The sequence below is a fragment of the Allobosea sp. CCNWLY174 genome, from assembly GCF_037120455.1.
GTDB classification, from domain to species: Bacteria; Pseudomonadota; Alphaproteobacteria; order Rhizobiales; family Beijerinckiaceae; genus Allobosea; species Allobosea lupini.
Window position 1 is genome coordinate 145,445 of record NZ_JBBBBQ010000009.1, and the last position, 22,752, is coordinate 168,196.

The following is a 22,752-nucleotide window of genomic DNA, read 5'->3' on the forward strand; positions in this document are numbered from 1 at the left end:
TGAATGGAGAGCGGCATGACGAGGTTGGCAGGCAAATACGCGCTCATCACCGGGGGAACGAGCGGCATCGGCCTGGAGACGGCCCGGCAGTTCCTCGCCGAGGGCGCGACGGTGGCGATCACCGGCCGTTCGGCGGCTGGGCTGGAGAAAGCCCGACGCGAGCTCGGCGGGACGGTGCTGGCGATCCGCAGCGACGCCGGCGACAGCGCCGGGCAGGCGAGCGTGGCCGCCGAACTGGCGGGGGCATGGCCTAAGCTCGACATCCTCTACGTCAACGCCGGTGATGTCACCCATCGTCCGTTGGTCGAATGGGACGAGGCGACGTTCGATGCGCTGATGGCAACGAATCTCAAAGGTCCGTTCTTCCTGATCCGCGCGCTGCTGCCGCTGTTCGCCAATCCTGCATCGATCATCCTGTGCGGTTCGGTGTCCGCGCATATCGGCCTGCCGCAGTCGAGCGCCTATGCCGCGAGCAAAGCCGGGCTTCTATCTCTCGCGCGCACGCTGTCTGGGGAGCTCAAGGATCGCGGCATCCGCGTGAACGGGCTGAGCCCGGGTCCGACCGAGACACCCGCGCTCGGCAAGCTGGGCCTGGAGGCGCAGGCCGAGGCCGCACTGCGAGACGATATCCGGCGGCTGGTCCCGATCGGCCGCATGGGCACGCCGCTCGAACTTGCCAAGGCCGCCGTGTTCCTGGCCTCGGATGAATCCGCCTTCGTTGTCGGCACCGAGCTCCTCGTCGACGGCGGTGTCAGCGGTATTTAACGATGCAAATGACTTGGTGGATCGCGCCAGCAGCCGCCATGGACTGTTCGCGCGCAAGCGGACGTTCTGCAAACGCGACTACGGCTCGGCGTTCCACTTGAAGTCGCGGATATGCTGCAGGAACACAGACATAGCCGCGCTCTGGTGGCGCCGGTTTGGATAGTAGAGAAACCAGCTCGGCAGCTCGGGCGACCAGTCGGGTAACAGTTCGACCAGGCGGCCCTCATCGAGATGCCGCTTCGCGTAGTCCTCGAAGACATGCGCGATGCCTTGTCCCGTCAGCGCCGCCTGCAGCTCCTGATGCGCCGAGCTCAGCGTCAGACGGCCCTCGGGGGCGATCTCCAAGCGCTCGCCATTCTTCTCGAATTGCCAACTGACGATCGCTCCTCCGGGAAAGCGACGACGGATGCAGTCGAATCCCATCAGATCAGGCGGTGTCGCCGGCGCGGCGCGACCCCGAAGATAGTTCGGCGAGGCGACGATCGTGTAGCGCAAGGCAGGCCCGAGCGGCACCGCGATCATGTCCTGCTCCAGCTGCCTGCCGAACCGCACTCCGGCATCGAAGCCCTGCTGGACGATATCGATGATCGCCGCGTCGCTGATCAGCTCGACCTTCACCTCCGGAAAGCGTCGCATGAAGTCAAAGACCAGCGGACACAGCACGTGGTCGACTGCCGGGCCGGGTGCATTGATCCGCAGCGTGCCCGTCGGGGTCTCCCGCAGTCGGTCGAGATCCTCGATCGCCAGCCTGATGTCGCGCAAGGTCGGAACGAGCCGCTCGTAAAGCCGCGCTCCGGCTTCCGTGGGCGCGACGCTGCGCGTGGTTCGATTCAGCAGGCGCAGGCCCAGCGTCCCCTCCAGTGCGCCGATGCTCTGGCTCAGCGCCGCCGACGAGACGCCTCGCTCCGCCGCCGCCGCGCGAAAGCCCCCGCATCTGACGATCGATGCGAAGGCGTCGAGACTGTCGAGGCGGAGTGGTCTCATTGCGACATTCTACTTATCAAGCTGATCGGGAGAAGACGTCTTATCTGATCAATCATGCATCGTCATCTTGAGCCGGATCGACCGATCCGACCGCGAGGGAACCATGACGAGCATCACCTTGAACCGCCGCAAGATCGTCTTGTCCGCAGTCCTCGGCGCGACCGGGCTGGTTCCCGGAGGAGGTGCCGGAGAGGCGCGTGCTCAGGCGCCGCAACCACCGAGCGGCAACGCCGGACACTATCGCTTCCGGATCGGCGAGATCGGCGCGACAGTGCTTAGCGACGGCCTGATCGGGGGTCCACCGCGCATCTATGCCAGCGACGCGCCCGAGCAGGAGCTGCAGGAGATGCTGAAGCGCGCCTTCCTGCCGACAGACCATTTGATGCTGAATCTCAACACCCTGCTGCTCGAAGTCGGCGGCCAGCGCATCCTGGTGGAGGCAGGCGCTGGCCAGACGATGGGGCCGAACGGCGGACGCATCTTCGCCCGCCTGGCGGAGATCGGCCTCAGCGCGCGCGATATCGATGTCGTCATCGTCTCGCACACGCATCCCGACCATGTCGGCAATCTCAGGGCCGCCGATGGGCTGCCGGCATTCCCGCGCGCCACGATCTTCGCGCCGAAGCCGGATTGGGACTTCTTTGTCCGCGGGGAGCCCGACTTGTCCTACATGCCGGTCCCGGAGGATTTCCGCCGGCGCTTCGCCGCGGCGATCAAGCGTAGTGTCGAGCCGATCGCCAACGGGGTCGAACTCTACCAGCCGGGGGCTGAGATCGTGCCCGGCCTGACAACGATCGCGGCTGCGGGACACACCCCTGGCATGGTCTCGTTCCTCGTCCACTCGGGACGTGACCAGCTGCTGCTGACGGCCGATCTCGCCTACCACCCCATCGTCAACATCGACAGGCCGTGGCGGCCGGGCCCCGACCGCGACAAGGACGCCGCGCTCGGCGCGCGCCGGCGCATCTTCGACCGCGCTGCGGCCGACCGAATACCGGTTCTCGGCTTCCACTATCCGTTCCCGGGCCTCGGCCATCTGCTGCGGACGGACAGCGGCTACGCCTGGGTGCCCGCAGGCTGGCAATTCTGAACAGAAGGGAGACGAGACGATGACCCGCAGGCCGACAGATCTCGACCGCCGCAGCTTTCTCGGGGCCGTCAGCGGCGCGACCGCCGCGCTGGGGGGCCCGCGCCTCGCACAAGCCCAGACGAACAGTCCGCCGCTTTCCGGCGCCATGACCGGAGCGATGAGCGGACAAGCCATCACGCGTCGGATTGCGCGGACAGGACAGAACCTGACCGCGCTCGGGCTCGGTACATTCCTGACCTTCGATCTCATGCCGGGCGCGCCGCGCGAGCGCATCCGGGAGGTGTTCCGGCTCTATGTCGCCGGTGGCGGTCGGGTGGTCGATACCTCGCCCCTCTACGGTTCGGCCGAGGCCAGCGTCGGCGCCTTCCTCGCGGAAACGCCGGCTGAAACGGAGGTTTTCCTCGCGAACAAGATCTGGGCGACCGGCGAATATCTCGGCGATGTCGGTGCAGCCACCGCCAGCCTCGAGCAGTCCAAGCTGCGCACGTGGCGCTCGCCGATCGACCTCATGCAATGCCACAGCATCGTCAACGCGCCGGTGATCGTCCCGCTGATGCAGGCGTGGAAGAAGGAGGGCCAGATCCGGCATGTGGGGGTCACACACCATGAGACCGCCGCCCATGAGCAATTGATCCAGATCGTCGAGAAGGGCGATGTGGACTTTGTCCAGACGAATTATTCGATCTTCGACCGCAATGCCGACAAGCGCCTGCTTCCGTCAGCGGCCGACCGCGGGGTCGGCGTGCTGGTGAACCTTCCGCTCGAAAAGGCACGACTGCTGAAGGTGGTGGAAGGCCATCGTCTGCCCGGTTTCGCGAGCGAGTTCGGCGCAACGAGCTGGGCTCAATTCTTCCTCAAATGGGCGATGGCCCATCCGGCCGTGACCAGCGTGCTCTGCGGAACCTCGAACCCCGACCACATCATCGACAATCTCATGGCGATGCGCGGCCCCCTGCCGGACGCCACGATGCGCCGCCGCATGGTCGCGCATATGGAGACGATTCCCGGCTTCGGGACGATCGCCAACATGCCTTGGTACCCGGGCAAGGAGAGACAGTATCAAGGCCTGATCCGCACCGCCCAGACACGGGCGCGCGAGCGGCTTAGAGAGTAGGCGCACGCTTCGCAATCAATGCGCCGAGCCTCCGCCTGAGCCTCAGGACATCAGCACCGACGCGACCAGGAGCGCCGCGAAGACCGCGGCGTTGAGCTTCGGCTCCCAGTACTCCATGAAAACGAAGGTAATCGCCAACCATCCTGCGGCGGCCGTCAGGCACAGCACCACGGCCAAGCCGCGTGCCCTTGCTACCAGTTGCTGGAGTTCCAAGGCCGTCCGCTCGCAATCCAGGATCACCAGCGTTCGCGGGCCGACGAGGAGGTACAAATTGACGGAAGCGTCGCCGGTCGATCGAACTTCACGATTCTGAGGGGCCCGCCGGGCCGATAGGCCTGCGCACGCACGGAAAGCGGAAGCGACAATGCGGCGGCCTTATCAGGAAGCCGCAGCGGCTCGCCGACTGGACCTAACGTCAAGATCAGGGGCGTCAGGACCGGTGCCATCAGCATTTCGAATTCGAGATTAGTCGCGCTGACGATGTTTTCGACGATCATTCCGTCGGTGACCCGGGCAACGTGCGTCTCATCAAACAGGATGACACGGTTCGTGGCGGCGACGCCGAAAACTCGCCTGCATGCCGTGGCCGCGAATGAAGGCGCGTCACGACGCGCGTACCGTCCTGCGAGACGAACTGGTCGATGATCTCAACTGGGCTTTCGGCCGGGAAGGCTGAGACGAACGCCGTGACGATGGACTTGTATTCCTCGCGGCCATCAGTAGGGCCCATCGGCTTCAGGCCTGTAATGCCTTGCACTTGTGGGTGAGCTTTATCAGCGGGTGAAGCAGGCCGCCCGCGAAGATACGATCTGTCGGCGCTTCAGGATCGTGCCAGGCGTTGGCGAGATCGCCGCCCTCAGCTTCAAGGCTACTGTGGACGATTCTGCCCACTTCAAGAGCTCTCGAACTGTCGGAGCCCACCTCGGACTGACGCTCAGGCGCTTCCGGTCCGGCGAGACGGACAACCCAGGTCAGATCCCCCATGCCGGTGACGTCGACGTTCGCGCTGCGCTCTACGCGGCCGCAAGCGCCTTGCTGATGTGCTCGATCACCTGCGAGCCTCAAGGCCTGTGACGTGCGGCAGATGAAGACTAAGGGCCGTCGGCGCGCCATTGTTGCGCTGGTACGCGAGATTGCCGTCGTGCTCCATCGTATAGGGGCCGATGGTACCTACTTCCGCCTGGGATCGGAGGCTGCGGCATGACCTGACAACAGATCTCAGCGATCCTGGCCGGAATCGCCCCACGTGGACGACGGGATGGATGGAGCCGAAGATGTCTGCTGCGCTTCAAAGCGCGTCCAAAAGCGATGCTCTCCAGACCCGCTCCAATGCGTGCAGCTGCTTCGCTCGACAGCAACAACTAGACTGCGAAGAGAGGCGTGACCCGCGTGAACGAGACCCTGGCAGAGAGCTACAACCGAGCTTGACCCAACATTCCGAATAAAGAAGCAGACTTTGCCACTCTGCTCGAAAGGCGACGCGGTCACACTGCTGGGTGTGCATAGGGGACATTTCGCCCTCCATAGCGGCGGACGCGCACATTTGCCTGTTCGGCATGGCCGTAGAAGCCCTCAAGCACGCACAGCCTAGAGCAATAGGCGCCGATCAGTGCAGACGCTTGGTCGGTCAGGACCTTCTGATAAGTGCACGTCTTGATGAATTTGCCGACCCAGAGCCCGCCCGTGTAGCGGGCCGCCTTGCCGGTCGGCAGCGTGTGGTTGGTGCCGATGACTTTGTCGCCATAAGCGACGTTGGTGCGGGGCCCGAGGAAGAGCGCGCCGTAATTGCGCATGTTGGCCAGGAAGTAGTCCGGATCGCGCGTCATGACCTGGACGTGCTCGGAGGCGATCCGGTCGGCCTCTCGGACCATCTCGGCATCGTCCTCGCAGACGATCACCTCGCCGTAGTCTCGCCAGGATACGGCGGCGAATTCCGCCGTCGGCAGGATCGAGAGCAGGCGCTCGACCTCGGACATGGTTTCGCGCGCAAGCTTGTCCGAAGTGGTGAGCAGAACCGCTGGGGTGTTGAAGCCGTGCTCGGCTTGGCCGAGCAGGTCGGTTGCGCAGATCTCGGCGTCGACGCTGTCGTCTGCGATGACGAGCGTCTCGGTCGGTCCAGCGATTAGGTCGATGCCGACGCGGCCGAAGAGCTGGCGCTTGGCCTCGGCGACATAGGCGTTGCCCGGCCCGACGATGACAGAGACTGGAGCGATGCTCGCCGTCCCGATTCCCATGGCAGCGATCGCTTGGACGCCGCCGAGGGTGTAAATCTCGTCGGCGCCGCCGAGATGCATCGCCGCGACCACGGCCGGCGAGGGCTTGCCCCGGAAGGGCGGCGAGGCGGCTATGACGCGCGGTACGCCCGCGACTTTGGCGGTGACGACGCCCATATGTGCCGAAGCGACGAGTGGATATTTGCCGCCGGGTACATAGCAGCCGACGCTTTCCACCGGCATGTTCTTATGACCGAGGATGACGCCTGGCAGCGTCTCGACCTCGACGTCCTTCATCGAATCGCGCTGGACCTGGGCGAAGTTTCGCACTTGCGCCTGGGCAAAGCGGATGTCGTCGAGATCACGCTTCGAGACCTGCGACAAGCATGCCTCGATCTCCCTGGCGCTCAGCCGGAACGAATCCGGCGCCCATTTATCGAAGCGGCCCGAGTACTCCCGCAGGGCCGCGTCGCCGTCCGCCTCGACCGCTTCGAGAATGCCGGTGACGATGTCGCGGACCTTACGGGCGTCGGCGGCGCTCTGCTCTACCGTACGGCCGTTCTTGAGGTGTCGTGCCATGACGATCTCCTTGGATGTGTTCATGCCTTGCCGGCGCGTCGCACGTGGACGGCGGCGGCAAGCACGATGACGATGCCCTTGATGATGAGCTGGACCTCGATCGGCAGACCGAGGATGACGACGATGTTGAAGATGACGACCAGGACGAGGGTGCCCAACAGCGCGCCCGCGACAGTGCCGGCGCCGCCCGTCAGCGCCACGCCGCCGATGATGGCCGCGACGATCGAGTCGAGCTCGTAGCCACGGCCGACCCAGTTGTCGACCGTACCGACATAACCGACGAGGAAGAGGCCGGCGAGACCGGCCATCACCGATCCGATGACATAGGCCGCGGTCGTGATCCGGTCGGATCGGATGCCGACAAGATCGGCTGCGCGCGGATTGCCGCCCACGATGAAAAGCCGCCGGCCAAAAGGCATACGGTGCAGGGCAAAGCCGAGCAGCGTCGCCACGGTCAGCAGCGCCGCGACATTGACCGGCACCCCGAGCACGGACCCGTTACCGAGCCAGCGGAAGCCGGGCGGCAAGGTGCCGGCGGGGGCGCCCTGCGTGTAGGCGAAGCGCAGGCCCTGCAGCACGATCATCATGGCGAGCGTGGCGAGGAAGGGCGAGACGCCGCGCTTGGTCACGAGCAGCCCGTTGACCAGCCCCACCGCGCCCGAGAGCAGGATCGCGGCGGCGAAGATGACAGGGATCATGGCATCCGTGGTGGCATTGAAGGCCGTCGCCATCACCGCGACAGTGGCCATCACCGAAGCGACCGAGAGATCGAGCCCGCGGACCATGATGACGACGGCCTGGCCGAGCACGGCGAAGCCGAGCGGCGCAGCCTGGATCAGCACGTCGCGAATGTTGGCGGGACTGAGGAAGGCCGGTGAAAGCAAGCTCGCGACGAGTACGAGCGCGCCGAGCAGACCTAGCAGCGCGTAGACTTCGACGGGGCGGTTGGCGACGACTTCTCGCGCCGGCACCGCGGAAACCGGTGTCAGGCCATCGGCGGGCGCGCTCATGGCCGACCTCTACTGCGGGCCTGGAACGAGACCGCGGCGATGATGATCAACCCCTGGACCACCCATTGCAGAAAGGTCGAGACGTTCATGTAGTTCAAAAGATTGTTGAGGAAGGAGATCAGGAAGACGCCAAGCAGCGTCCCCACTACGCCACCCTTACCGCCGCCCAGCAGCGTGCCACCCACCACGACCGGGGTGATGGAGGCGAGCGTCAGCGGTTCGCCGACGAGCGGGTCGCCGGTGCCGGTGCGTGCAACGTAATAGATCGCAGCCAGCGCCGCGAGCATGCCCGATGCCGCGTAGACCAGCACCGTCGTCCGCCGGACGGGGATGCCTGTCAGGCGTGCCGCGTCAAGGCTGCCGCCGACCGCATAGATCCGCCGGCCATGGGGGTGGCGCGCGAGCCAAAGCCCCACGACCGTGAAGGCCACGAGCATCGCGACGCCTGCGACCGGAAGGCCGAGGACGCGGCCGAAGGCGAACTCCTCAAGCCAGATCGGCGCCGAGCCCGTCGGCTGGCGCGTCACCATCAGGGTCAAGCCATTGAGAATGACCGCGGTACCGATCGTGACGATCAGCGGATGGACCCTGAGCGCCAGCGTGACGCCGGCGTTGAAGGCGCCGACCGCGGCGCCGACCAGCAGCGCCAACAGAATGATCAGGGGCGCGAGATCGGGGTAGGCATGGCAAAGCGTCGAGATCATAACCGTAAGCGCCGAAACGAGCGCGCCAATCGACAGATCGATGCCACCGGCGAGCACGACCAGCGTCTGGCCGAGGCTGACGAAGCCAAGTGCTGCCGCTTGCTCCAGTGCATTGGTGAAGTTGCGCAGAGTGCCGAAACGCTCGCTGACTAGGAAACCGGTCGCCACGACGAAGGCGAGCAGCCCGACCACGGCTACCAAAGCAGGATCGAGGCGGCGCGGCGCGGCCTGAGCTGAGACGGTCATCGAGCTTGCCCTCCTCTCATCCCGCCACCACGGGCGCTTCGGCGCCGAGCGCGGCGAGCCGCATGATCGCTTGCTCCGAAATCGCCTCGCCCGCGAGTTCGCCGGCTATCGCCCCTTCCTTCATCACGAGGATGCGGGAGCACAACCCGATGACCTCGGGCAGTTCTGAGGAGATCACCAGGATGCCGACCCCGGTGGCGGCGAGTTCGTGAACGATGCGATAGATCTCGACCTTGGCGCCGACATCGACGCCGCGCGTCGGCTCGTCGAGGATCAGCACCTTGCGGCAGGCCCTTGCCCAGCGGCCGATCAGGATCTTCTGTTGGTTGCCGCCGGAGAGGTGGTTGACCCCGGCGCGTGGCCCGGGCACCGCGATCCGGAAACGCGCGATCTCCTCGCGCATCGCCGCGACCTCCTTGTCCCGATCGAGGAACGGGCCGGAGGTGAAACGTTCCAGCGTCGGCGCCGAGAGGTTCGCCGCGGCGTCGAGCCGCATCATCAGCCCCTCGCCCTTGCGGTCCTCGGTCAGGAGGCCCAGCCCGCGCGCAATCGCGGTTGACGGGCTGCCGGCCGGCAGTGGCTCGCCGGCGAGCGCCACCTCTCCGGCATCGCACGTCCGGCTGCCAAAGATTGTGTGTGCAGTCTCCGAGCGGCCCGAACCGACGAGCCCGGCAAGGCCAAGGATTTCGCCAGGATGGAGATCGAAGCTGACATCCTTGACACGCGGTGCCGATGCCAGGCGTCGCACCGAAAGTATGGGATTCGCCTTAACCGGCGTCGGCCGCTTCGGCGGATAGATGTCTTCGAGCGCCCGGCCTACCATCAGCGCCACGAGCCCGTCGCGATCGATGTCGGGTACGGCGCGCGTACCGACGAGCTTGCCGTCCTTGAGCACCGTGACGCGGTCGGCGAGCGCGAAGATCTCCTCGAGCCGGTGCGAGATGTAGATGACGCAGACGCCCGCGTCGCGTAAGCCGCGCACGCGCTCGAATAGCAGCTCGGCTTCACGCCCCGAGATCACGGCGGTCGGCTCGTCGAGAACGAGGAGCTTGACTTCGCCGACCAGCGCCTTGGCGATTTCGACCATCTGCTGGTCGGCGACGGTAAGGGTCTTCACGGCGGTGTCGGGATCGAGCGCTTGGCCGAGCCGCGCCAGGATGTCGCGCGTCCCAGCGCGCAGAGCCTTGCGATCAATCAGGCCGAAGCGGTTGCGCGGCTCCTCGCCGATGAAGATGTTCTCCGCGACCGAGAGTTCCGGGAAGAGCACGAGTTCCTGGTAGATCACATGGATGCCGGCCTTCTTCGCCTCGCGCGGCGAGGCCCAGCGCCGCTCGGCGCCGTCGAAGCGGATCGTGCCGGTATCGGGCATGTAGGCGCCGGCGATCGTCTTGATCAGCGTCGACTTGCCGGCGCCGTTCTCGCCGAGCAGCGCATGGACCTCACCGGCGCGCGCCGAGAAGTCGACGTCGTCGAGCGATTTCACGCCGGGGAAGCTTTTGGTGATGCCGGTGAGCTCGATCATGGCGCTCTCGCAGACCGTGGTGGGGGGGGGGGGCGCGGGGGGGGCGCCCCCCCCCCGACCACGGTCTCAGCCGCGGGGATAGTCGGCCTTGAAGGTCTTGGGATCGTAGGTCGGGCCCATGCCGTGGCCCATGATCAAATCGTCAGCCGCATCCATCCGGGCATAGTCCTTGAGTGCGATGTCGGCCTTGACGGACCTGGTCTCGGCTCCTTCCGACAACACGACCTGAAAATTGACGTCGAGGCGCTTGGGCACACTTTTGCCGGACAGCACATCGAGCACGACTTCCATCGCCGCGATGCCGATCGATGGTGTGTAGTCGATGCCGCAGAACGGGAATTTGTGCTCGACCGCCAGCTTGTACATGCGGTTGAGGTCGCCGCCCGTGATCGGCGGCAACTCGCTCGGCGCATAGCCAGCGCCGAGCAGCGCCTCGACCGCCCCGGACCCTTGCAGACCCGAATCGGCCCAGACGCCGTTGATCGTCTTGCCGAAGCGCTGCGCCGCAGCCGCCATCAGGCGCTTGCCGTTGGCCGGACTCCAGCCGGTATATTGCGTGTCGAGGATCTTGAGGTCCGGATGCTGGCCGAAGACCTCCTTGGCCGCCTGCAGGCGCATCTCCGCCGGGCTCGCGCCGGCGAGGCCGGGCAGCAGGACGAGATTGCCCTTGCCGCCGAGCTTCTCGGCAAGCCAGGTCGCGGAGATGCGAGCGAGCGCCTGGTCGGACGCGGTGACGAAGGAGACGAAGGAGCCGTCGCTCTTGGGCCGGCGTGCCACGGAAACGACCGGGATGCCTTGGCGCATGGCCCGCGCCAGCACGGGATCGAGCGGATCGGCCGCTGCCGGATTGACCAGCAACAGGTCGATGTTCTGGTTCATCAGGTCTTGGATGTCGGAGACCTGCTTGGCCGCGTCGCCGTTCGCGTCGGTGACGATGAGCTTCTTGATTTTGTCTTTGTGTTTGGCCGCGGCGAACTGCACGCCGTGGGTGAAAGTCACCAGCCAGAGATCGGCCTGCGAGGCGTTGGCGAAGCCGATCGTATATGGCCCGGGCTTTTTGTATTTCGAGGCGTCGGCAAGATCATTGAACCCTGGGTTCCACAGGAAGGTGCGCGGCAGGCCGGTGTAGTCGGCCCGCGCAATCCCCGGCAGAAGGCTGGCCGAGGCGGCGCCGGCGAGCGCGGCGAAGCGGCGGCGGGACAAGTCGGTCGTCATGATATCCTCCCGGTTGATTTTTGTGGTCAGCGGCGCGTGCGGCATCGCTGCCGGCCCGAGCGGGCAAACTCCGCCGGTGAAGCCGACGGTTGGAGTAAAGTCGGGGACAGCCCGCGGGCTGCCGGTGCTCAGCCGACAGCGCCCTCGGCCTTGATGATCGCGACGCGCGAGGTGTCGCGGCCTTCATGCTGCTCGGCTGCGAGGCCGGCGGCGTAGTCGCGCTTGACGCCTTCGGGCGCCGTCGGCACCGGCGGAAAGTCCCACCAGCCGACGACATTCGAGGCTGCGATCGAGACGTCGCGGGTGATCGGCACCTCGATCAGCGCCGGCTGGTTCGAGTCGAGCGCGCGCTTGATCGTCGAGCCGATCTCGTCAACGCGCCCGATCTTCGCCGCCATCTCGAAGCCGAAGGATTTCGCCAGCGCCACGAAATCGACGCTGTAGGGCTCTCCTGTCCGCCGGTTCGAGAACTCGGAGATGATGTTGCGGCCCATCAGCGCGTCCTGGCCATCGCGGATCGAGATGTAGCCGGAGTTGTTCAGGACCAGGAAGACGACGGGGATGTTGTAGGCAACGCAGGTGGCGAGTTCCTGTACGCACATCATGAAGTCGCCGTCGCCGATGATACAGACCACCGGGGCATCGGGCTTGGCGAGCTTTGCTCCGATCGCGGCCGGCAGGGCGAAGCCCATCGGCGAGTAGGAGCCCGGCGTGATGTGCGTGCGCGGCTCGTAGACCGGGAAATCCTGCTTGGTCGAGCTCTGCGGATGGCCCGAGCCGACGGTGACGATGCCGTGGCGCGGCAACACCTTGCGGAGTTCGCGCAGCGTGCGCAGCATCGTCGTCGGAATCTTGTCGTGCGAGCGCCGCGGCTCCTGCATCAGGTCCCATTCGGCCCAGAGCCGCCGCAGCCTGTCATGATATTGGGCGCGCCGTCCGAGCGCCTTCTGCGCCTGAATGTCGGAAATCTCGGCGTTGATATCGGCGAGCACGAGGCGGACATCGCCGACGACACCGACTTCGGCGGGATAGTTCTTGCCGATCTCGCGAGCGTCAATGTCGACCTGGATCAGCTTGGATTCGGGAATTGAGAACGAAACGCCCTTGCGCCAGGACGAGGCCGACCAGTCGGTGAAGCGGCAGCCGAGCGATATCACGACGTCGGCCTGGGCGGCCAATGTGTTGCCGGTGAGCGAACCCGGCCAGCCGACCGTTCCGGCGTTCATCGCGTGGTCTTCGGGCAGCGCGCCCTTGCCGTTCCAGGTGAAGACTACGGGGATGCCAAGACGCTCGACCAGGCGTTTCAGCTCGGCGGAAGCGTTGCTGGTGATCGCCCCGCCGCCGACCACGATGCAGGGCCGCTCGGCCGAGAGCAGCAGCCTGGCCGCAGCCTCGATCGCCAGCGCGTCGGCGCGCGGCTTGCCGACCGGCAGGCGCTTTGCGAGCTCCGCGACCTCGATCTCGGTAGTCTCGACCTGAACGTCGAGCGGGATCTCGACATGGACGGGCCCCGGCCGGCCTGTCGTCATCGCGTTCCATGCGCGGTGCATGACGAAGGGCATGTGGTCGGCGCGGATCACGTCGAAGTTGCGTTTCGTCACCGGCCTGGTGACGTTGACGAAATCGGGCGTGTTCTCGCGGTCCATCTCCTGCATCACGCCGTGGCCGCGCATATGGGTCGAGGCCGAACCGGTGATCAGCAGGAGCGCGGTCGAGTCGCAATGCGCGTTCGCCAGCCCCATCACGGTGTTGGCGGCGCCGGGGCCGATCGACGTGCAGCAGGCGATCGGCTCGCCCGTGACGCGGTAATGCGCGTCGGCGATGTGGACGGCCGCCTGCTCGTGCATCGTCTGGATGATCGGGACGTCGGACCCTGCGTCGTTGAAGGCGTCGAGCAGGTTCCAGTTGCCGTGACCGGGCAGGCCGGTGATGTAGGGCACGCCGTAAGCTTTGAGCGCTCGCCCGATGATCTGACCGACGGTCAGCCGCATGGCCATCCTCCCTGATCCCGCGGCTTGCAAACACTCCCGGGGAGCGCTGCGCCGCATCTCGCCATGGTCCGCCGCGGGACCTTGAAGACAGGATGACGTGCCACGAGAGGCATACGCTAGCCTTTGGGCGCGAACAACAGCTATACAGTTTACGTATGAGTCGTATCGATCTCGATGTGCTCGCTCTGTTCGTCCGGACGGCGGAGCTCGGCAGCTTCAGCAAGGCGGCGGTCACGCTGGGCACTACGCAGCCTTCCGTCAGCCGCCCGCTTGCCGATCTGGAGAGGTCGCTGGGCGGGGCGCTGTTCTACCGGACCGGCCGCGGCATCGCGCTGACCGAGATGGGCGAAGCGCTGCTGCCCCGCGCCCGGGCCCTGCTCGACAATGCCGGCCAGCTCGTCGAGGACGCGCAGGCGTTCGGCCGGGCGCCGACCGGCCAGGTGACGATCGCGGCCTTGCCTTCGATGATGTCGGTGCTGGCGCCGCAGCTCTTCCGGCATATGCGCAGCCACGCGCCGGGCATCCGGCTGAGGATCCTGGAGGGCTTTAGCGACCAAGTCGAGCGCTGGCTCTCGGAAGGGGCTGTCGATATCGGCCTGCTCGCACGTTACCGCCCGCCGCGACCCGGGCAAGACGAGGCACTGTTCCGGGCAAAGCTCGTGTTGCTGCGAGCACAATCCGCGCCGGCCTTGCCGGCAACGCTGCCCTTCGCGGCGCTGGCCGGGCTACCGCTCGTATTGCCCTCACGTCCCAACGCGCTGCGCGTGCTGCTCGAGGAGACGGCGCGCAAGCAGCGCATCGCACTCGACATCGTGCTGGAGGCGGATTCGCTCGAGGCCCAGCGCGAGGTGGTGCGCTCCTGCGGCTGCTACAGCGTGGTCGCGGCCCAGGCGCTGCACGGCGGCGGTCACTCCAGCAGCGTGATCGGCAGCGAGATCGGCGAACCGGAACTCATCCGCTACGCCGCCGCTATGGTGACGCAGCAACGGCCATTGAGCCGGGCTTCGCGCGTGGTCCTGCAGGCGATCCGCAGCTTCTGGCCAGCTCCGGCGATCGATACCCTGTCAGAGCTCGCAACCAACCTGAAAGACATCACGGATCCGCTGCCGCCCAGCTCAGCAAAGACGGAACGATAGATACAGGGCGCACATGAGCCGGTTGCACTCAAGGATCTCTGGAATCGATGGAGTGGACCCGCGCCCAAGGGCAGCACCGGGTCAACGTTGGCCGCTCGCGGCTGCCGTGCTCTCGCACATGTCCATAGGTCCAGGGTTCATGGCGTCAGTCCAGTAAGCTAGCCAGAGCAAGCCGCCGAGAGTTCTGTTGGCCGGACTGCCTAGACCGTATGGATAGCGTCCCAGGCATCCGCACGCAGATCGTCGACAACGGCCAGAAGATTGCGTTTTTCGATCTTGCTGGAGACGGTTCGCGGGAAGCTGTCGACATAAGCGTAGAAGCGCGGGACCTTGAAGGCGGCCAGGCCTCTACGGGCATGCGCCAAGATCGCCTCCGGCGGCAGGTCGACCTGCGAAAGGCCGGGCTTGAGCTGTACGTAGATTTTCACCTCCTCACCTCGCTTGATGTCTGGCACCACTCGATGCCGTATTGCTTCACCCAGCTGATGAACCGCGAGGAGGAAAGCTGCGGGGCGATGAACAGTGTGCCGCCGAGCATCATCGTCTTCAGCAAGTGCCATTGCGGATCCATGTAGAAGAACGGTTGGGCCGTCATCAGCCGCGAGACCGGCTCGGCGTCCAACCCCGCAGCGCTCTGGGCCAGCACCATCCAGTAGTCATGGCTGAGCATGCAGCCTTAGGGCAAACCCGTGGTGCCGGAGGTGTACTGGATGTTCATCAGGTCATCCGGGACGATGCCGCGATCAATGGGCGAAGCATCAGAGGCGGCGGCGACGAGCACGTCGAAGTCGGTCATGCCCGGTCCTGCCTTGCCGTCGGGCACGAGGGTTCGAGTCCGCGCACAGCACGGGCTCGTCGCATCACAATCGATTCAACCATCAGCGGAAACGCTCTGATCCCAGTGTTCACGAAACCGGAAGCAGGCCAGTCTTTTGCGCTAGCGAGGGGCGTTGTGCTCCAAACATCTGGCGAAGTGGGCGATGTACCTTGTCAAAAAGCGGCCTGCAAACCATCGTGACTCAGTTAGAGTGCTCTAGCAAGAAAGCGCCCATACCGAGCCGCATGCCCGCGGAGGTGAGCCGATTGCGGGGTTCCAAGGCATTGCGACAGCCTGTTCCCGCACCTGTCCTGACGCAATCTGACAGGGCCAGCGATGAATGATACTCGGCTGGAATCCCGTACATCGGGCCGGGGCTGACGATGGATCGCTGGCTATTATAAACTACCTCATGGGTAGTCAGGGTTTCTACCAAGGAGTGTTATCGTCTTGGAGGATGAGCAGGAATTTGCGTCGATTTTCCTCGATTTGTTTCGATAAACTAGGTTTGACAGTTTTTGGGAGGTTATGGTGAATAGCCTTGTTCGTCGCCAGACTTTGCACGAAGAATTGTCCGCCGAAATACGCCAGATGATTTTGTCGTCCGAACTTATCCCCGGTGACAAGGTTTTCGAACCCGAGTTGTGCGAACGCTTCCAGGTGTCCCGCACGCCCTTGCGCGAGGCACTCAAGGTCCTTGCGGCGGAAGGGCTTGTCCAGCTGTTACCAAACCGTGGCGCGCGTATAGCTCTGATTACGCGCGAAGAGGCGATGCAGATCTTCCCGATCATCGGGGGGCTGGAGGCTCTCGCGGGCGAACTGGCCTGCCAGGAATTGGAAGATCGGGAGATCGCACGAATCCAGGAACTCCACGACGTGATGGTCGGCCACTACCGTCGCCAGGAGGACGAGGCGTACATCACCCTCAACCGCACGATCCATGAATACTTTATCGACGGCGCCCGCAATCCGCGGCTCGCCGATGTCTATCGGCGCGAACATGGCCGGCTTTCGACTCTGCGCTATTTCGCCCCGAAATCGCCGAGCCAATGGGACGAGGCGGTGGAGGAGCACGCGCAGATGATGTCGGCCCTGCATCGACGCGACGGGCAGCGCTTCGCCCGGATCGCGCGCGACCATATGCGTCACAAGGCTGACGTGGTCCTGCAGACGATCGATGCCTTGCAATCGCGCAGTCGCGCCGCCTAGCCGGGATCGCGCTTTCAGGAACCGTCCTGCGGACCGCCGCGAAAGACGCGCACCTTTGCCGCCGCTTCGGCAGGCGTGGCCGCCGGGCGACTGGCGGCGGCCATGTCGGACCCACCTTTAAGCTTGTTCAACGCCTCCCGCACCAAGTTGCGGTAAGCCGGGGGCCCGGACACCGAGATGATGCCGCGTGCACCGCCGGAGCGCAGCGGAAAGCGGGAATCGGCGACACCGAGGCGCCGCAGCATCTGGTCGAGCTGCGCGGGGCTGGTGCCGTCGAGGGCCACAAGTTCGGTTTGGATTGCCGACTGCCCATCGACATGCAGGGTCGTGCCGTCGAAATACCAAATCAGGCCATGCGCCTGGGCCATGCGCTCAAGGAACGCCTTGGCGTCACCGTTGGCCGGCATGGCGCGCAGCCGTCCCTTCACCTCCTCGCCTAGCTTGACCGGGATGCGCAGATTCCGCCCGAACTCAAGCAGGGCGTTCCGTACATCCTGATCGATCGCGACATAGTGGTAGGGCTTCTGCTGCCAGTCGCCGTCCGCTGCCTGCAACGGCATGTCGCTCAGCGCGAGGCACGCTAGCCCCGAGCTGATCAGCCGCACGATCCACGGGGCGCTTCTTCGATGGACGATAGACGATCGCGCGGCCACCTGAGGGGCTCCTGATCTTGTTGTCGGATGATGATAATTATTGGCCTGACAGCATCGGTGTCAAAGCATTACCGGCTATCCGCACCAGTATAAAATCAATCGGTAATAATGTATTATGAATTCATAATGTTTGAAATGCATATTAATGTCTAACTAAATAGGTATGCCGCTGTTTCTAAGCCTCGAATTGCCAACAAGCCTTGCATGAAAGCGCATATTGGCCTTGTATTGTCTCGAATCTGCTGACTCGAAATCGAGCCGCTGCGTGGCCTGCCGCGCAGCGGCTTCGGGAGCAAATCATGACTACGGCATCATTGGCGTCGCAGCCGGGACGAGAGCTGGCGTCGATACCGGCCCGGGAGATGGGGCTGTTCATCGAAGGAGGGCTTCACCAAGGCGCGCGCCTCACGCTCGATTCCGGCAGCTATCGGGTCGGGTCGGCTGCGGACTGCGACATCATCCTCCATGATGACGGCGTCGCCCCCCAGCATGCGACCCTGCGCATCGTCGATGGCGAGATGCGGCTGGAGGCGGTCGGAGCTGCGATTGCGCTCGATCTCCAACGTCGGCGCATCCTGCCCGCCGGCAGCGGCGTCAAGCCGATCTTGCCGGCGACGATCTGGATCGGCCAGGCACGGTTGAAACTGACCTCTGGCGCCAAGACGAAGGGCCAGGGCGGCCCGATGATGGCCCTCGCCATTGCGGGCGTCGTCGCCGCGACCGGTCTCATGGCCGCCTACGCGATGGCGTCGCGCCAGTCTCCAGCTGCGCTTGTAGCCGAGGATCGCGGCGCCACGTCGACCACGGCTGCCCGGATCGCCGTGGATCAGGCGCCGATGGCTGCCGAGGGACTGCGCCGCATGCTTGCCGCCTCTGGCCTGTCCGGCATCGTCGTCACCGCGTCGGGCGAGCGCGTGCTGGCGAGCGGTGCGGTCGAGGCGGCGCAGGCACAAGGTTGGGCCGCCGCGCAGCAGGCGTTCGACGCTGCCCATGGCGGCAGGATCCAGCTGGGGTCAGAGGTCAGGGTGACGCAGCGGGAGGATGGACCAAAGGTCGCTTTGCAGGCGGTCTGGCTCGGCGAGAATCCTTATGTGCTAACCGCCGACGGTAGCAGGCATCATCAGGGCGCCTTCCTCGATAATGGCTGGACGATCCGTTCGATCAGCAAGGACGGTGTCACTTTCGCCCGCGGCGAGCGCAATTTCACGCTGACCTTCTAGGAACGGCGAGAGACGACCATGGATGTCAAGAAGGCAGGATGGCAGCGGCTCGACGACGTGTTAGCGAGCCTGCGTGGCGCAAGCCCGGAGGCAGCGACCCGCGCCCAGCTCAAGGAGTTCGAGGCGCTGCTGAGGGCTCGCCAGCGGCGCCAGCAACGCGCCAGTGGTCCGACGCTGACCGAGGATCTCGCCGAGCTGGTTATGCCGCAGATCGCTGATCCGGCGATCTTCCAGAGCGCGCAATACACTGCGATCCTCGATGAGCTCGTCAGCGATGTCCTGCCCGAGATCGAGGAGGACGTCGAAGTTCGCGGACTCGTCGCCGTCCTGCTGACGGAAGAGCTCGACCGGCATCGGTCCCTGCAGCGACGCTTGCGGGAGCGCGACCTTTGACAACCAAGATCGAGGCCAAGGTCCAGCTTCTGCATGCGCTCGGCTATCTCTATTGCCGGCATGGCCAGGTGAAAAGAGCTCTGGTGCTGCTGCTGCTCGCCGGCCGTCTCGCCCCGCGCGACGCAGGCCTGCTCCGGACGCTGGCTTACGCCTTCATCTGCGATGGGGCCGGGCTGAGCGCGCTGCGCGTGCTCGATCATCTTAGCACCTTGAGCGGCGGCGATCGGAGGATCGAGTTGCTGCGTAGCCGGGCCCTCTGGCTCGCCGGCAAGGAGGCGGAGGCGCGCGAATCGTTACGCGCCTTCACGACGGATCGGGCGGCCCATGTCGATGCGGGCTGAGCTGCTGCGGGTGCTGCTGGCGCTGTCGCGCCGGAGCGATCTCGTCCTGGCGCTGATCGTCATCGTGGCGGTGCTGATGATGATCATCCCGCTGCCGCCGCTGGCGATCGACATGCTGATCGCGATGAACATCGCTGCCAGCGTTCTGATCACGCTCGTCGCTTTCTACGTGACGCGGCCGGTCGAGCTCTCTGCCTTGCCGGCGATCATCCTGCTCGCGACCCTGTTCCGCCTGACGCTGACGATCAGCACAACGAGGCTGATCCTGCTCGACGGCGACGCCGGCGAAGTGGTCGCAACCTTCGGCAGCTTCGTGATCGGCGGCAATGTCGCGGTCGGCCTGGTGATTTTCCTGGTGATCACGATCTCTCAGTTCGTGGTCATCACCAAAGGCGCCGAACGCGTTGCCGAGGTCGCGGCGCGCTTCAGCCTCGATGCGCTGCCCGGCAAGCAGATGGCGATCGACAACGACCTGCGCAACGGCGACATCGAGCAGGACGAGGCCCGACGGCGGCGGCGGGACCTGGAGCGGGAGAGCCAGCTCTACGGCGCGATGGACGGCGCCATGAAGTTTGTGAAGGGCGATGCGATCGCCGGGCTCGTCATCGTGCTCGTCGCCCTCATTGGTGGTCTCACCATCGGCACGTTCCAGCGCGGCATGTCGTTCGGCGACGCCGCCTCGCACTATTCCGTGCTCACAGTCGGCGACGGCCTCGTCGCCCAGATCCCGGCGCTGCTGATTTCGGTCGCGGCCGGCATGGTGGTAACGCGCGTCGCGTCCGAGACGCAGCGCGACATCGGCTCCGAGATCGGTCTTCAGTTGATGCGCGAGCCGCGCGCGCTCGCACTTGGTGCGCTGGTCGTCGCCAGCCTCGGCTTCGTGCCGGGCTTCCCGACATTGGTCTTCCTCGTCCTAGCGCTGGGCCTAGCCGGCGGCGCCGTGCTGCGATCGGGTCGGCCCTCTGCCGGGAGCCAGGTCACAGGCTTCGAGGAGAGGCAGCATATCGACCCGGCCGGGCCCGCGGAGCCGGCAATGGCTGCGGCACCGGCACGTGCGCGTTACCGGGTCACAGTCTTGCTGGGCCCCGAGCTGGAACGGGCGATCCCTACCGACCTGTTTCGCGAGCAGGCCGAGCGCATTCGTGGCGAGATGCAGGCCGAACTCGGCGTTGTTGCACCTGTGCTGGAGCGCCGCAGCGATAAGAAGCTCGCCGACAGCCAGTTTCGCCTGGATTTCGAGGGAGTTCCGATCGCCCAGGGCGAGATTCCGGCGAATAGCCTGCTACTGCAGGACGAGCGGACCCATCTTTCCATGCTCGCCATCCCGTTCCGTGAGGGACCGCCATTGCTCGGCCGTGGTCCCTCGTCCTGGATTGAGGCCAGTCATGCCAGGGCGCTTACCCAAGCCGGCATTGGCTTCCTCGAGCCGGCCGGAGCGCTATCTGCTCGCATCGCCGCGGCGCTGCGCAGGCATGCGCACTATTTCGTCGGTATCCAGGAGACGCGCGATCTGCTCCAGCAGGTCGAGGCCGACTATCCCGATCTCGTCGCCGAGGCGGGGGCCGGCGTCAGCCTGCAGCGGACGGCGGATATTCTGCGTCGCCTGGTCGAGGAGGGCGTGGTTATCGCTAATCTGCGGCTGATCCTGGAGGCGCTGGTCGAGTGGGGTGGGCGTGAATCCGATCCGGCCCGGCTCGCCGACTATGCCCGCATCGCACTGCGTCGCCAGCTCTGTCACCGTCATGCCGACGCCAACCGCGTCATTCCGGGGTATATGCTCGATCCCGAGGCGGAAGCGGTGCTGCGCGCGGGCCTACGCGATATCGGCGGCAATCGCATCCTCCACCTCTCGGAGGAGACCGCGACAGCTCTGGTCGGTCAGCTGCACCAAGCCATGGCCGGGCTAGAGGACGTTCATCCCGTGATCTTCACGACGATCGAGCTGCGCCGCCATCTGCGCGAGCTTTTGATCCGTCACGATCTCGATCTGCCGGTGATGGCCTTCCCGGAGCTGGCGCCCGAATTCTTCATCCAGCCGCTGGCTTCGCTCACGCTGGGTGCGGGGCAGTCCGCAGCTCCGCAAGCGCCGGAGGCAACACGCCTGGCCGGGCCGGTCGCCGATCCACTTTCCTGACGCACAGACCGCAGACGAGGACAGGTAGAGTGCCATCACGCATGATCCGCAACGGCGACCTTGCAAAGCGATTACGCAGGTTCTTCGGCTTGGCAGCACTTGCGAGCGCGCTCTGGCCGGGAGCGCTCTCGTCGAACCTGGCGGCGGCGAACGAAGTCTCGCCGCTATCGAATGCGCGCCCGATCGAACTGCCGACGGGTCAGGGGCGCATCATCCGATTCGACCAGCCGGTCGAATCCGTCATGCTCGCCGACCCGACCGTCGCCAATATTCAGGTGGTCGCGCCGGACGTCGTCTATGTCTACGGGTTGAAGAGCGGCTCGACCAATCTGCTGGCGCTCGACGAGCAAAAGCGGATGAAGGGCGCGATCAGGCTCGAGGTTCTCACGCCGTCCCGTTCCGCCAATCAGGCGAAGCGCACCCTGCAGCCGACTTCGACGGTCGATCTGCAGTTCTTCGGCGAGCGCCTCGTCGTCAGGGGAGCAACCCGCTCGGTCGACGAGGCGATCGACGTCGCCAATGTCGCGCGGACCTATTCGCCGCCGGACCAGCCGCCGCTCAACAATGCGACGATCCCATCCTCGCATCAGATCAATATCCGCGTGCGGTTCGCCGAAATGTCACGCAAGGACCTGACCGCCTTCGGCATCAATTGGAAGGTGATGGTCGACACCGGCAATTTCTCCTTCGGGGTCGGCAGCTCGGGTGGCAACCTCGCCAGCGGCGGGCGGGGTCTCGGCCTGAATTTCAGCAACAACCGGGTTAATGTCGACGCTCTGGTCGAGGCGATGCAGCAGAATGGGCTGTTGACGATCCTCGCCGAGCCGAATCTGACCGCCACCACCGGACAGACCGCAAGTTTCCTCGCCGGTGGCGAAGTCCCGGTGCCGGTGCCGCAGGATCGCGACCGCATCACTGCCGACTATAAACCTTTCGGCGTCTCGCTGTCGTTCACGCCGACCCTGCTGCAGAACAACCGCATCGGACTCAGGGTCCGGCCCGAGGTGAGCGCCATCTCGATGGCAGGCGCAGTCCGGGTCAGCGGCTTCGAGCTGCCGGCCTTCACCGTTCGGCGGGCCGATACCAATGTCGAGCTGGCCAGCGGGCAGACCTTCGCGATCGCCGGCCTGTTCCAGCGCAATCTCTCCCAGGAGGTCGACAAATTTCCATTTCTCGGTGACGTGCCGATCCTGGGGACGCTCTTCACGTCGACGCGCTATCGCCGCGATGAGACTGAGCTCGTGATCCTGATCACAGCCCATCTGGTGAAGCCTTCGAGCGATCGCCTGTCGGCGACGCCGCTCGACCGCCCGGTGCGGGTGGCGCGCCGGCAACCGGTGGCGACGGCCGTGCCGGTGGAAAAAGGCCCGAGGGCCCCGTCCGGCGCCGGCCTGATCTTCAAGTGAGATGCGAGAA

Annotated in this window: 24 protein-coding genes; 11 read left to right on the top strand and 13 right to left on the bottom strand. The window is 65.3% G+C overall.

Annotation, left to right across the window (positions count from 1 at the left end):
- Window positions 1-15 precede the first annotated feature (15 nt).
- On the top strand, window positions 16-765 hold the full coding sequence (locus tag V7S63_RS22905; RefSeq protein ID WP_336531986.1) for an SDR family oxidoreductase: 750 nt from the start codon (window positions 16-18) through the stop codon (window positions 763-765).
- A gap of 78 nt (window positions 766-843) precedes the next feature.
- On the opposite strand, the gene V7S63_RS22910 is transcribed toward V7S63_RS22905, so the two are convergent.
- Window positions 844-1,749, bottom strand: a complete 906-nt coding sequence (locus tag V7S63_RS22910) for a LysR family transcriptional regulator (protein WP_336531913.1) — start codon at window positions 1,747-1,749, stop codon at window positions 844-846.
- Between the two features lie 103 nt (window positions 1,750-1,852).
- Between V7S63_RS22910 and V7S63_RS22915 the strand changes: the two genes are divergently transcribed.
- Window positions 1,853-2,839 carry an MBL fold metallo-hydrolase gene (locus tag V7S63_RS22915; protein WP_336531914.1) on the top strand — a complete coding sequence of 329 codons (987 nt, stop codon included), beginning with the start codon at window positions 1,853-1,855 and terminating at the stop codon, window positions 2,837-2,839.
- Between the two features lie 19 nt (window positions 2,840-2,858).
- Complete coding sequence (locus tag V7S63_RS22920) at window positions 2,859-3,953, top strand: aldo/keto reductase (RefSeq protein WP_336531915.1); 1,095 nt, start codon at window positions 2,859-2,861, stop codon at window positions 3,951-3,953.
- Window positions 3,954-3,995: 42 nt separating this feature from the next.
- On the opposite strand, the gene V7S63_RS22925 is transcribed toward V7S63_RS22920, so the two are convergent.
- From V7S63_RS22925 to V7S63_RS28750, 3 genes are read right to left on the bottom strand one after another with little or no spacing between them, the layout of a single operon-like run.
- Window positions 3,996-4,130, bottom strand: a complete 135-nt coding sequence (locus tag V7S63_RS22925; protein ID WP_336531916.1) for a hypothetical protein — start codon at window positions 4,128-4,130, stop codon at window positions 3,996-3,998.
- Window positions 4,131-4,189: 59 nt separating this feature from the next.
- A complete protein-coding gene (locus tag V7S63_RS22930; RefSeq protein ID WP_336531917.1) occupies window positions 4,190-4,450 on the bottom strand; it encodes a hypothetical protein in 261 nt (86 codons plus the stop codon).
- Window positions 4,447-4,683, bottom strand: coding sequence for an ester cyclase (locus tag V7S63_RS28750; RefSeq protein ID WP_442896504.1), 237 nt, complete (start codon window positions 4,681-4,683; stop codon window positions 4,447-4,449). The genes V7S63_RS22930 and V7S63_RS28750 overlap by 4 nt, the downstream gene beginning before the upstream one ends.
- Before the next feature lie 143 nt (window positions 4,684-4,826).
- Here V7S63_RS28750 and V7S63_RS28755 point away from each other — a divergent pair, with 143 nt between their 5' ends.
- Complete coding sequence (locus V7S63_RS28755) at window positions 4,827-5,027, top strand: transposase (RefSeq protein WP_442896508.1); 201 nt, start codon at window positions 4,827-4,829, stop codon at window positions 5,025-5,027.
- 410 nt (window positions 5,028-5,437) lie between these two features.
- Here the strand turns inward: V7S63_RS28755 and hisD are convergent, their stop codons facing one another.
- The 6 genes from hisD to V7S63_RS22965 form a co-directional block, all read right to left on the bottom strand.
- Window positions 5,438-6,745 carry a histidinol dehydrogenase gene (gene hisD, locus V7S63_RS22940; RefSeq protein WP_336531919.1) on the bottom strand — a complete coding sequence of 436 codons (1,308 nt, stop codon included), beginning with the start codon at window positions 6,743-6,745 and terminating at the stop codon, window positions 5,438-5,440.
- A gap of 20 nt (window positions 6,746-6,765) precedes the next feature.
- Window positions 6,766-7,755: an ABC transporter permease gene (locus V7S63_RS22945; RefSeq protein WP_336531920.1), complete on the bottom strand. Its 990-nt coding sequence runs from the start codon at window positions 7,753-7,755 to the stop codon at window positions 6,766-6,768.
- Window positions 7,752-8,705 (bottom strand): ABC transporter permease, encoded by a 954-nt coding sequence (locus V7S63_RS22950; protein ID WP_336531921.1) that lies wholly within the window; start codon window positions 8,703-8,705, stop codon window positions 7,752-7,754. The genes V7S63_RS22945 and V7S63_RS22950 overlap by 4 nt, the downstream gene beginning before the upstream one ends.
- 16 nt (window positions 8,706-8,721) lie before the next feature.
- Window positions 8,722-10,227 (bottom strand): sugar ABC transporter ATP-binding protein, encoded by a 1,506-nt coding sequence (locus V7S63_RS22955; RefSeq protein WP_336531922.1) that lies wholly within the window; start codon window positions 10,225-10,227, stop codon window positions 8,722-8,724.
- A gap of 66 nt (window positions 10,228-10,293) precedes the next feature.
- Window positions 10,294-11,442 (bottom strand): substrate-binding domain-containing protein, encoded by a 1,149-nt coding sequence (locus V7S63_RS22960; RefSeq protein WP_336531923.1) that lies wholly within the window; start codon window positions 11,440-11,442, stop codon window positions 10,294-10,296.
- Between the two features lie 128 nt (window positions 11,443-11,570).
- Window positions 11,571-13,433, bottom strand: a complete 1,863-nt coding sequence (locus V7S63_RS22965) for a thiamine pyrophosphate-binding protein (RefSeq protein WP_336531924.1) — start codon at window positions 13,431-13,433, stop codon at window positions 11,571-11,573.
- Window positions 13,434-13,525: 92 nt separating this feature from the next.
- On the opposite strand from V7S63_RS22965, the gene V7S63_RS22970 reads away from it, so the two are divergent.
- A complete protein-coding gene (locus V7S63_RS22970; protein WP_336531925.1) occupies window positions 13,526-14,569 on the top strand; it encodes a LysR family transcriptional regulator in 1,044 nt (347 codons plus the stop codon).
- 200 nt (window positions 14,570-14,769) lie between these two features.
- Here V7S63_RS22970 and V7S63_RS22975 read toward each other — a convergent pair whose 3' ends face one another.
- Both V7S63_RS22975 and V7S63_RS22980 read right to left on the bottom strand, forming a co-directional pair.
- Window positions 14,770-14,997 carry a hypothetical protein gene (locus V7S63_RS22975; RefSeq protein WP_336531926.1) on the bottom strand — a complete coding sequence of 76 codons (228 nt, stop codon included), beginning with the start codon at window positions 14,995-14,997 and terminating at the stop codon, window positions 14,770-14,772.
- Window positions 14,994-15,239 carry a hypothetical protein gene (locus V7S63_RS22980; protein WP_336531927.1) on the bottom strand — a complete coding sequence of 82 codons (246 nt, stop codon included), beginning with the start codon at window positions 15,237-15,239 and terminating at the stop codon, window positions 14,994-14,996. The genes V7S63_RS22975 and V7S63_RS22980 overlap by 4 nt, the downstream gene beginning before the upstream one ends.
- 678 nt (window positions 15,240-15,917) lie before the next feature.
- Here V7S63_RS22980 and V7S63_RS22985 point away from each other — a divergent pair.
- Window positions 15,918-16,595, top strand: coding sequence for a GntR family transcriptional regulator (locus V7S63_RS22985; RefSeq protein WP_336531928.1), 678 nt, complete (start codon window positions 15,918-15,920; stop codon window positions 16,593-16,595).
- 14 nt (window positions 16,596-16,609) lie between these two features.
- Here V7S63_RS22985 and V7S63_RS22990 read toward each other — a convergent pair whose 3' ends face one another.
- A complete protein-coding gene (locus tag V7S63_RS22990) occupies window positions 16,610-17,200 on the bottom strand; it encodes a type III secretion protein (RefSeq protein WP_336531929.1) in 591 nt (196 codons plus the stop codon).
- A 347-nt stretch (window positions 17,201-17,547) separates the two neighbouring features.
- Between V7S63_RS22990 and V7S63_RS22995 the strand changes: the two genes are divergently transcribed.
- From V7S63_RS22995 to V7S63_RS23015, 5 genes are all read left to right on the top strand, one after another.
- Entirely contained in the window at window positions 17,548-18,468 is a 921-nt protein-coding gene (locus V7S63_RS22995; protein ID WP_336531930.1) for a SctD/MshK family protein, read from the top strand.
- Window positions 18,469-18,486: 18 nt separating this feature from the next.
- A complete protein-coding gene (locus V7S63_RS23000) occupies window positions 18,487-18,861 on the top strand; it encodes a CRISPR-associated endonuclease Cas1 (RefSeq protein ID WP_336531931.1) in 375 nt (124 codons plus the stop codon).
- Window positions 18,858-19,202 (top strand): type III secretion apparatus assembly chaperone SctY, encoded by a 345-nt coding sequence (gene sctY, locus V7S63_RS23005; RefSeq protein WP_244544057.1) that lies wholly within the window; start codon window positions 18,858-18,860, stop codon window positions 19,200-19,202. The genes V7S63_RS23000 and sctY overlap by 4 nt, the downstream gene beginning before the upstream one ends.
- On the top strand, window positions 19,186-21,336 hold the full coding sequence (sctV, locus tag V7S63_RS23010) for a type III secretion system export apparatus subunit SctV (RefSeq protein ID WP_336531932.1): 2,151 nt from the start codon (window positions 19,186-19,188) through the stop codon (window positions 21,334-21,336). The genes sctY and sctV overlap by 17 nt, the downstream gene beginning before the upstream one ends.
- 89 nt (window positions 21,337-21,425) lie before the next feature.
- A complete protein-coding gene (locus V7S63_RS23015) occupies window positions 21,426-22,742 on the top strand; it encodes a type II and III secretion system protein family protein (RefSeq protein WP_336531933.1) in 1,317 nt (438 codons plus the stop codon).
- The last annotated feature ends 10 nt before the right edge of the window (window positions 22,743-22,752 follow it).

Excerpts from the sequence above, each read along its gene's own strand:
- V7S63_RS22905 (WP_336531986.1), top strand. The coding sequence starts at position 16 with ATGACGAGGTTGGCAGGCAAATACGCGCTCATCACCGGGGGAACGAGC.
- V7S63_RS22910 (WP_336531913.1), bottom strand. The coding sequence starts at position 1,749 with ATGAGACCACTCCGCCTCGACAGTCTCGACGCCTTCGCATCGATCGTC.
- V7S63_RS22915 (WP_336531914.1), top strand. The coding sequence starts at position 1,853 with ATGACGAGCATCACCTTGAACCGCCGCAAGATCGTCTTGTCCGCAGTC.
- V7S63_RS22920 (WP_336531915.1), top strand. The coding sequence starts at position 2,859 with ATGACCCGCAGGCCGACAGATCTCGACCGCCGCAGCTTTCTCGGGGCC.
- V7S63_RS22930 (WP_336531917.1), bottom strand. The coding sequence starts at position 4,450 with ATGATCGTCGAAAACATCGTCAGCGCGACTAATCTCGAATTCGAAATG.
- V7S63_RS28750 (WP_442896504.1), bottom strand. The coding sequence starts at position 4,683 with ATGGGCCCTACTGATGGCCGCGAGGAATACAAGTCCATCGTCACGGCG.
- hisD (WP_336531919.1), bottom strand. The coding sequence starts at position 6,745 with ATGGCACGACACCTCAAGAACGGCCGTACGGTAGAGCAGAGCGCCGCC.
- V7S63_RS22945 (WP_336531920.1), bottom strand. The coding sequence starts at position 7,755 with ATGAGCGCGCCCGCCGATGGCCTGACACCGGTTTCCGCGGTGCCGGCG.
- V7S63_RS22950 (WP_336531921.1), bottom strand. The coding sequence starts at position 8,705 with ATGACCGTCTCAGCTCAGGCCGCGCCGCGCCGCCTCGATCCTGCTTTG.
- V7S63_RS22955 (WP_336531922.1), bottom strand. The coding sequence starts at position 10,227 with ATGATCGAGCTCACCGGCATCACCAAAAGCTTCCCCGGCGTGAAATCG.
- V7S63_RS22960 (WP_336531923.1), bottom strand. The coding sequence starts at position 11,442 with ATGACGACCGACTTGTCCCGCCGCCGCTTCGCCGCGCTCGCCGGCGCC.
- V7S63_RS22965 (WP_336531924.1), bottom strand. The coding sequence starts at position 13,433 with ATGCGGCTGACCGTCGGTCAGATCATCGGGCGAGCGCTCAAAGCTTAC.
- V7S63_RS22970 (WP_336531925.1), top strand. The coding sequence starts at position 13,526 with ATGACGTGCCACGAGAGGCATACGCTAGCCTTTGGGCGCGAACAACAG.
- V7S63_RS22980 (WP_336531927.1), bottom strand. The coding sequence starts at position 15,239 with ATGCTCAGCCATGACTACTGGATGGTGCTGGCCCAGAGCGCTGCGGGG.
- V7S63_RS22995 (WP_336531930.1), top strand. The coding sequence starts at position 17,548 with ATGACTACGGCATCATTGGCGTCGCAGCCGGGACGAGAGCTGGCGTCG.
- V7S63_RS23000 (WP_336531931.1), top strand. The coding sequence starts at position 18,487 with ATGGATGTCAAGAAGGCAGGATGGCAGCGGCTCGACGACGTGTTAGCG.
- sctV (WP_336531932.1), top strand. The coding sequence starts at position 19,186 with ATGTCGATGCGGGCTGAGCTGCTGCGGGTGCTGCTGGCGCTGTCGCGC.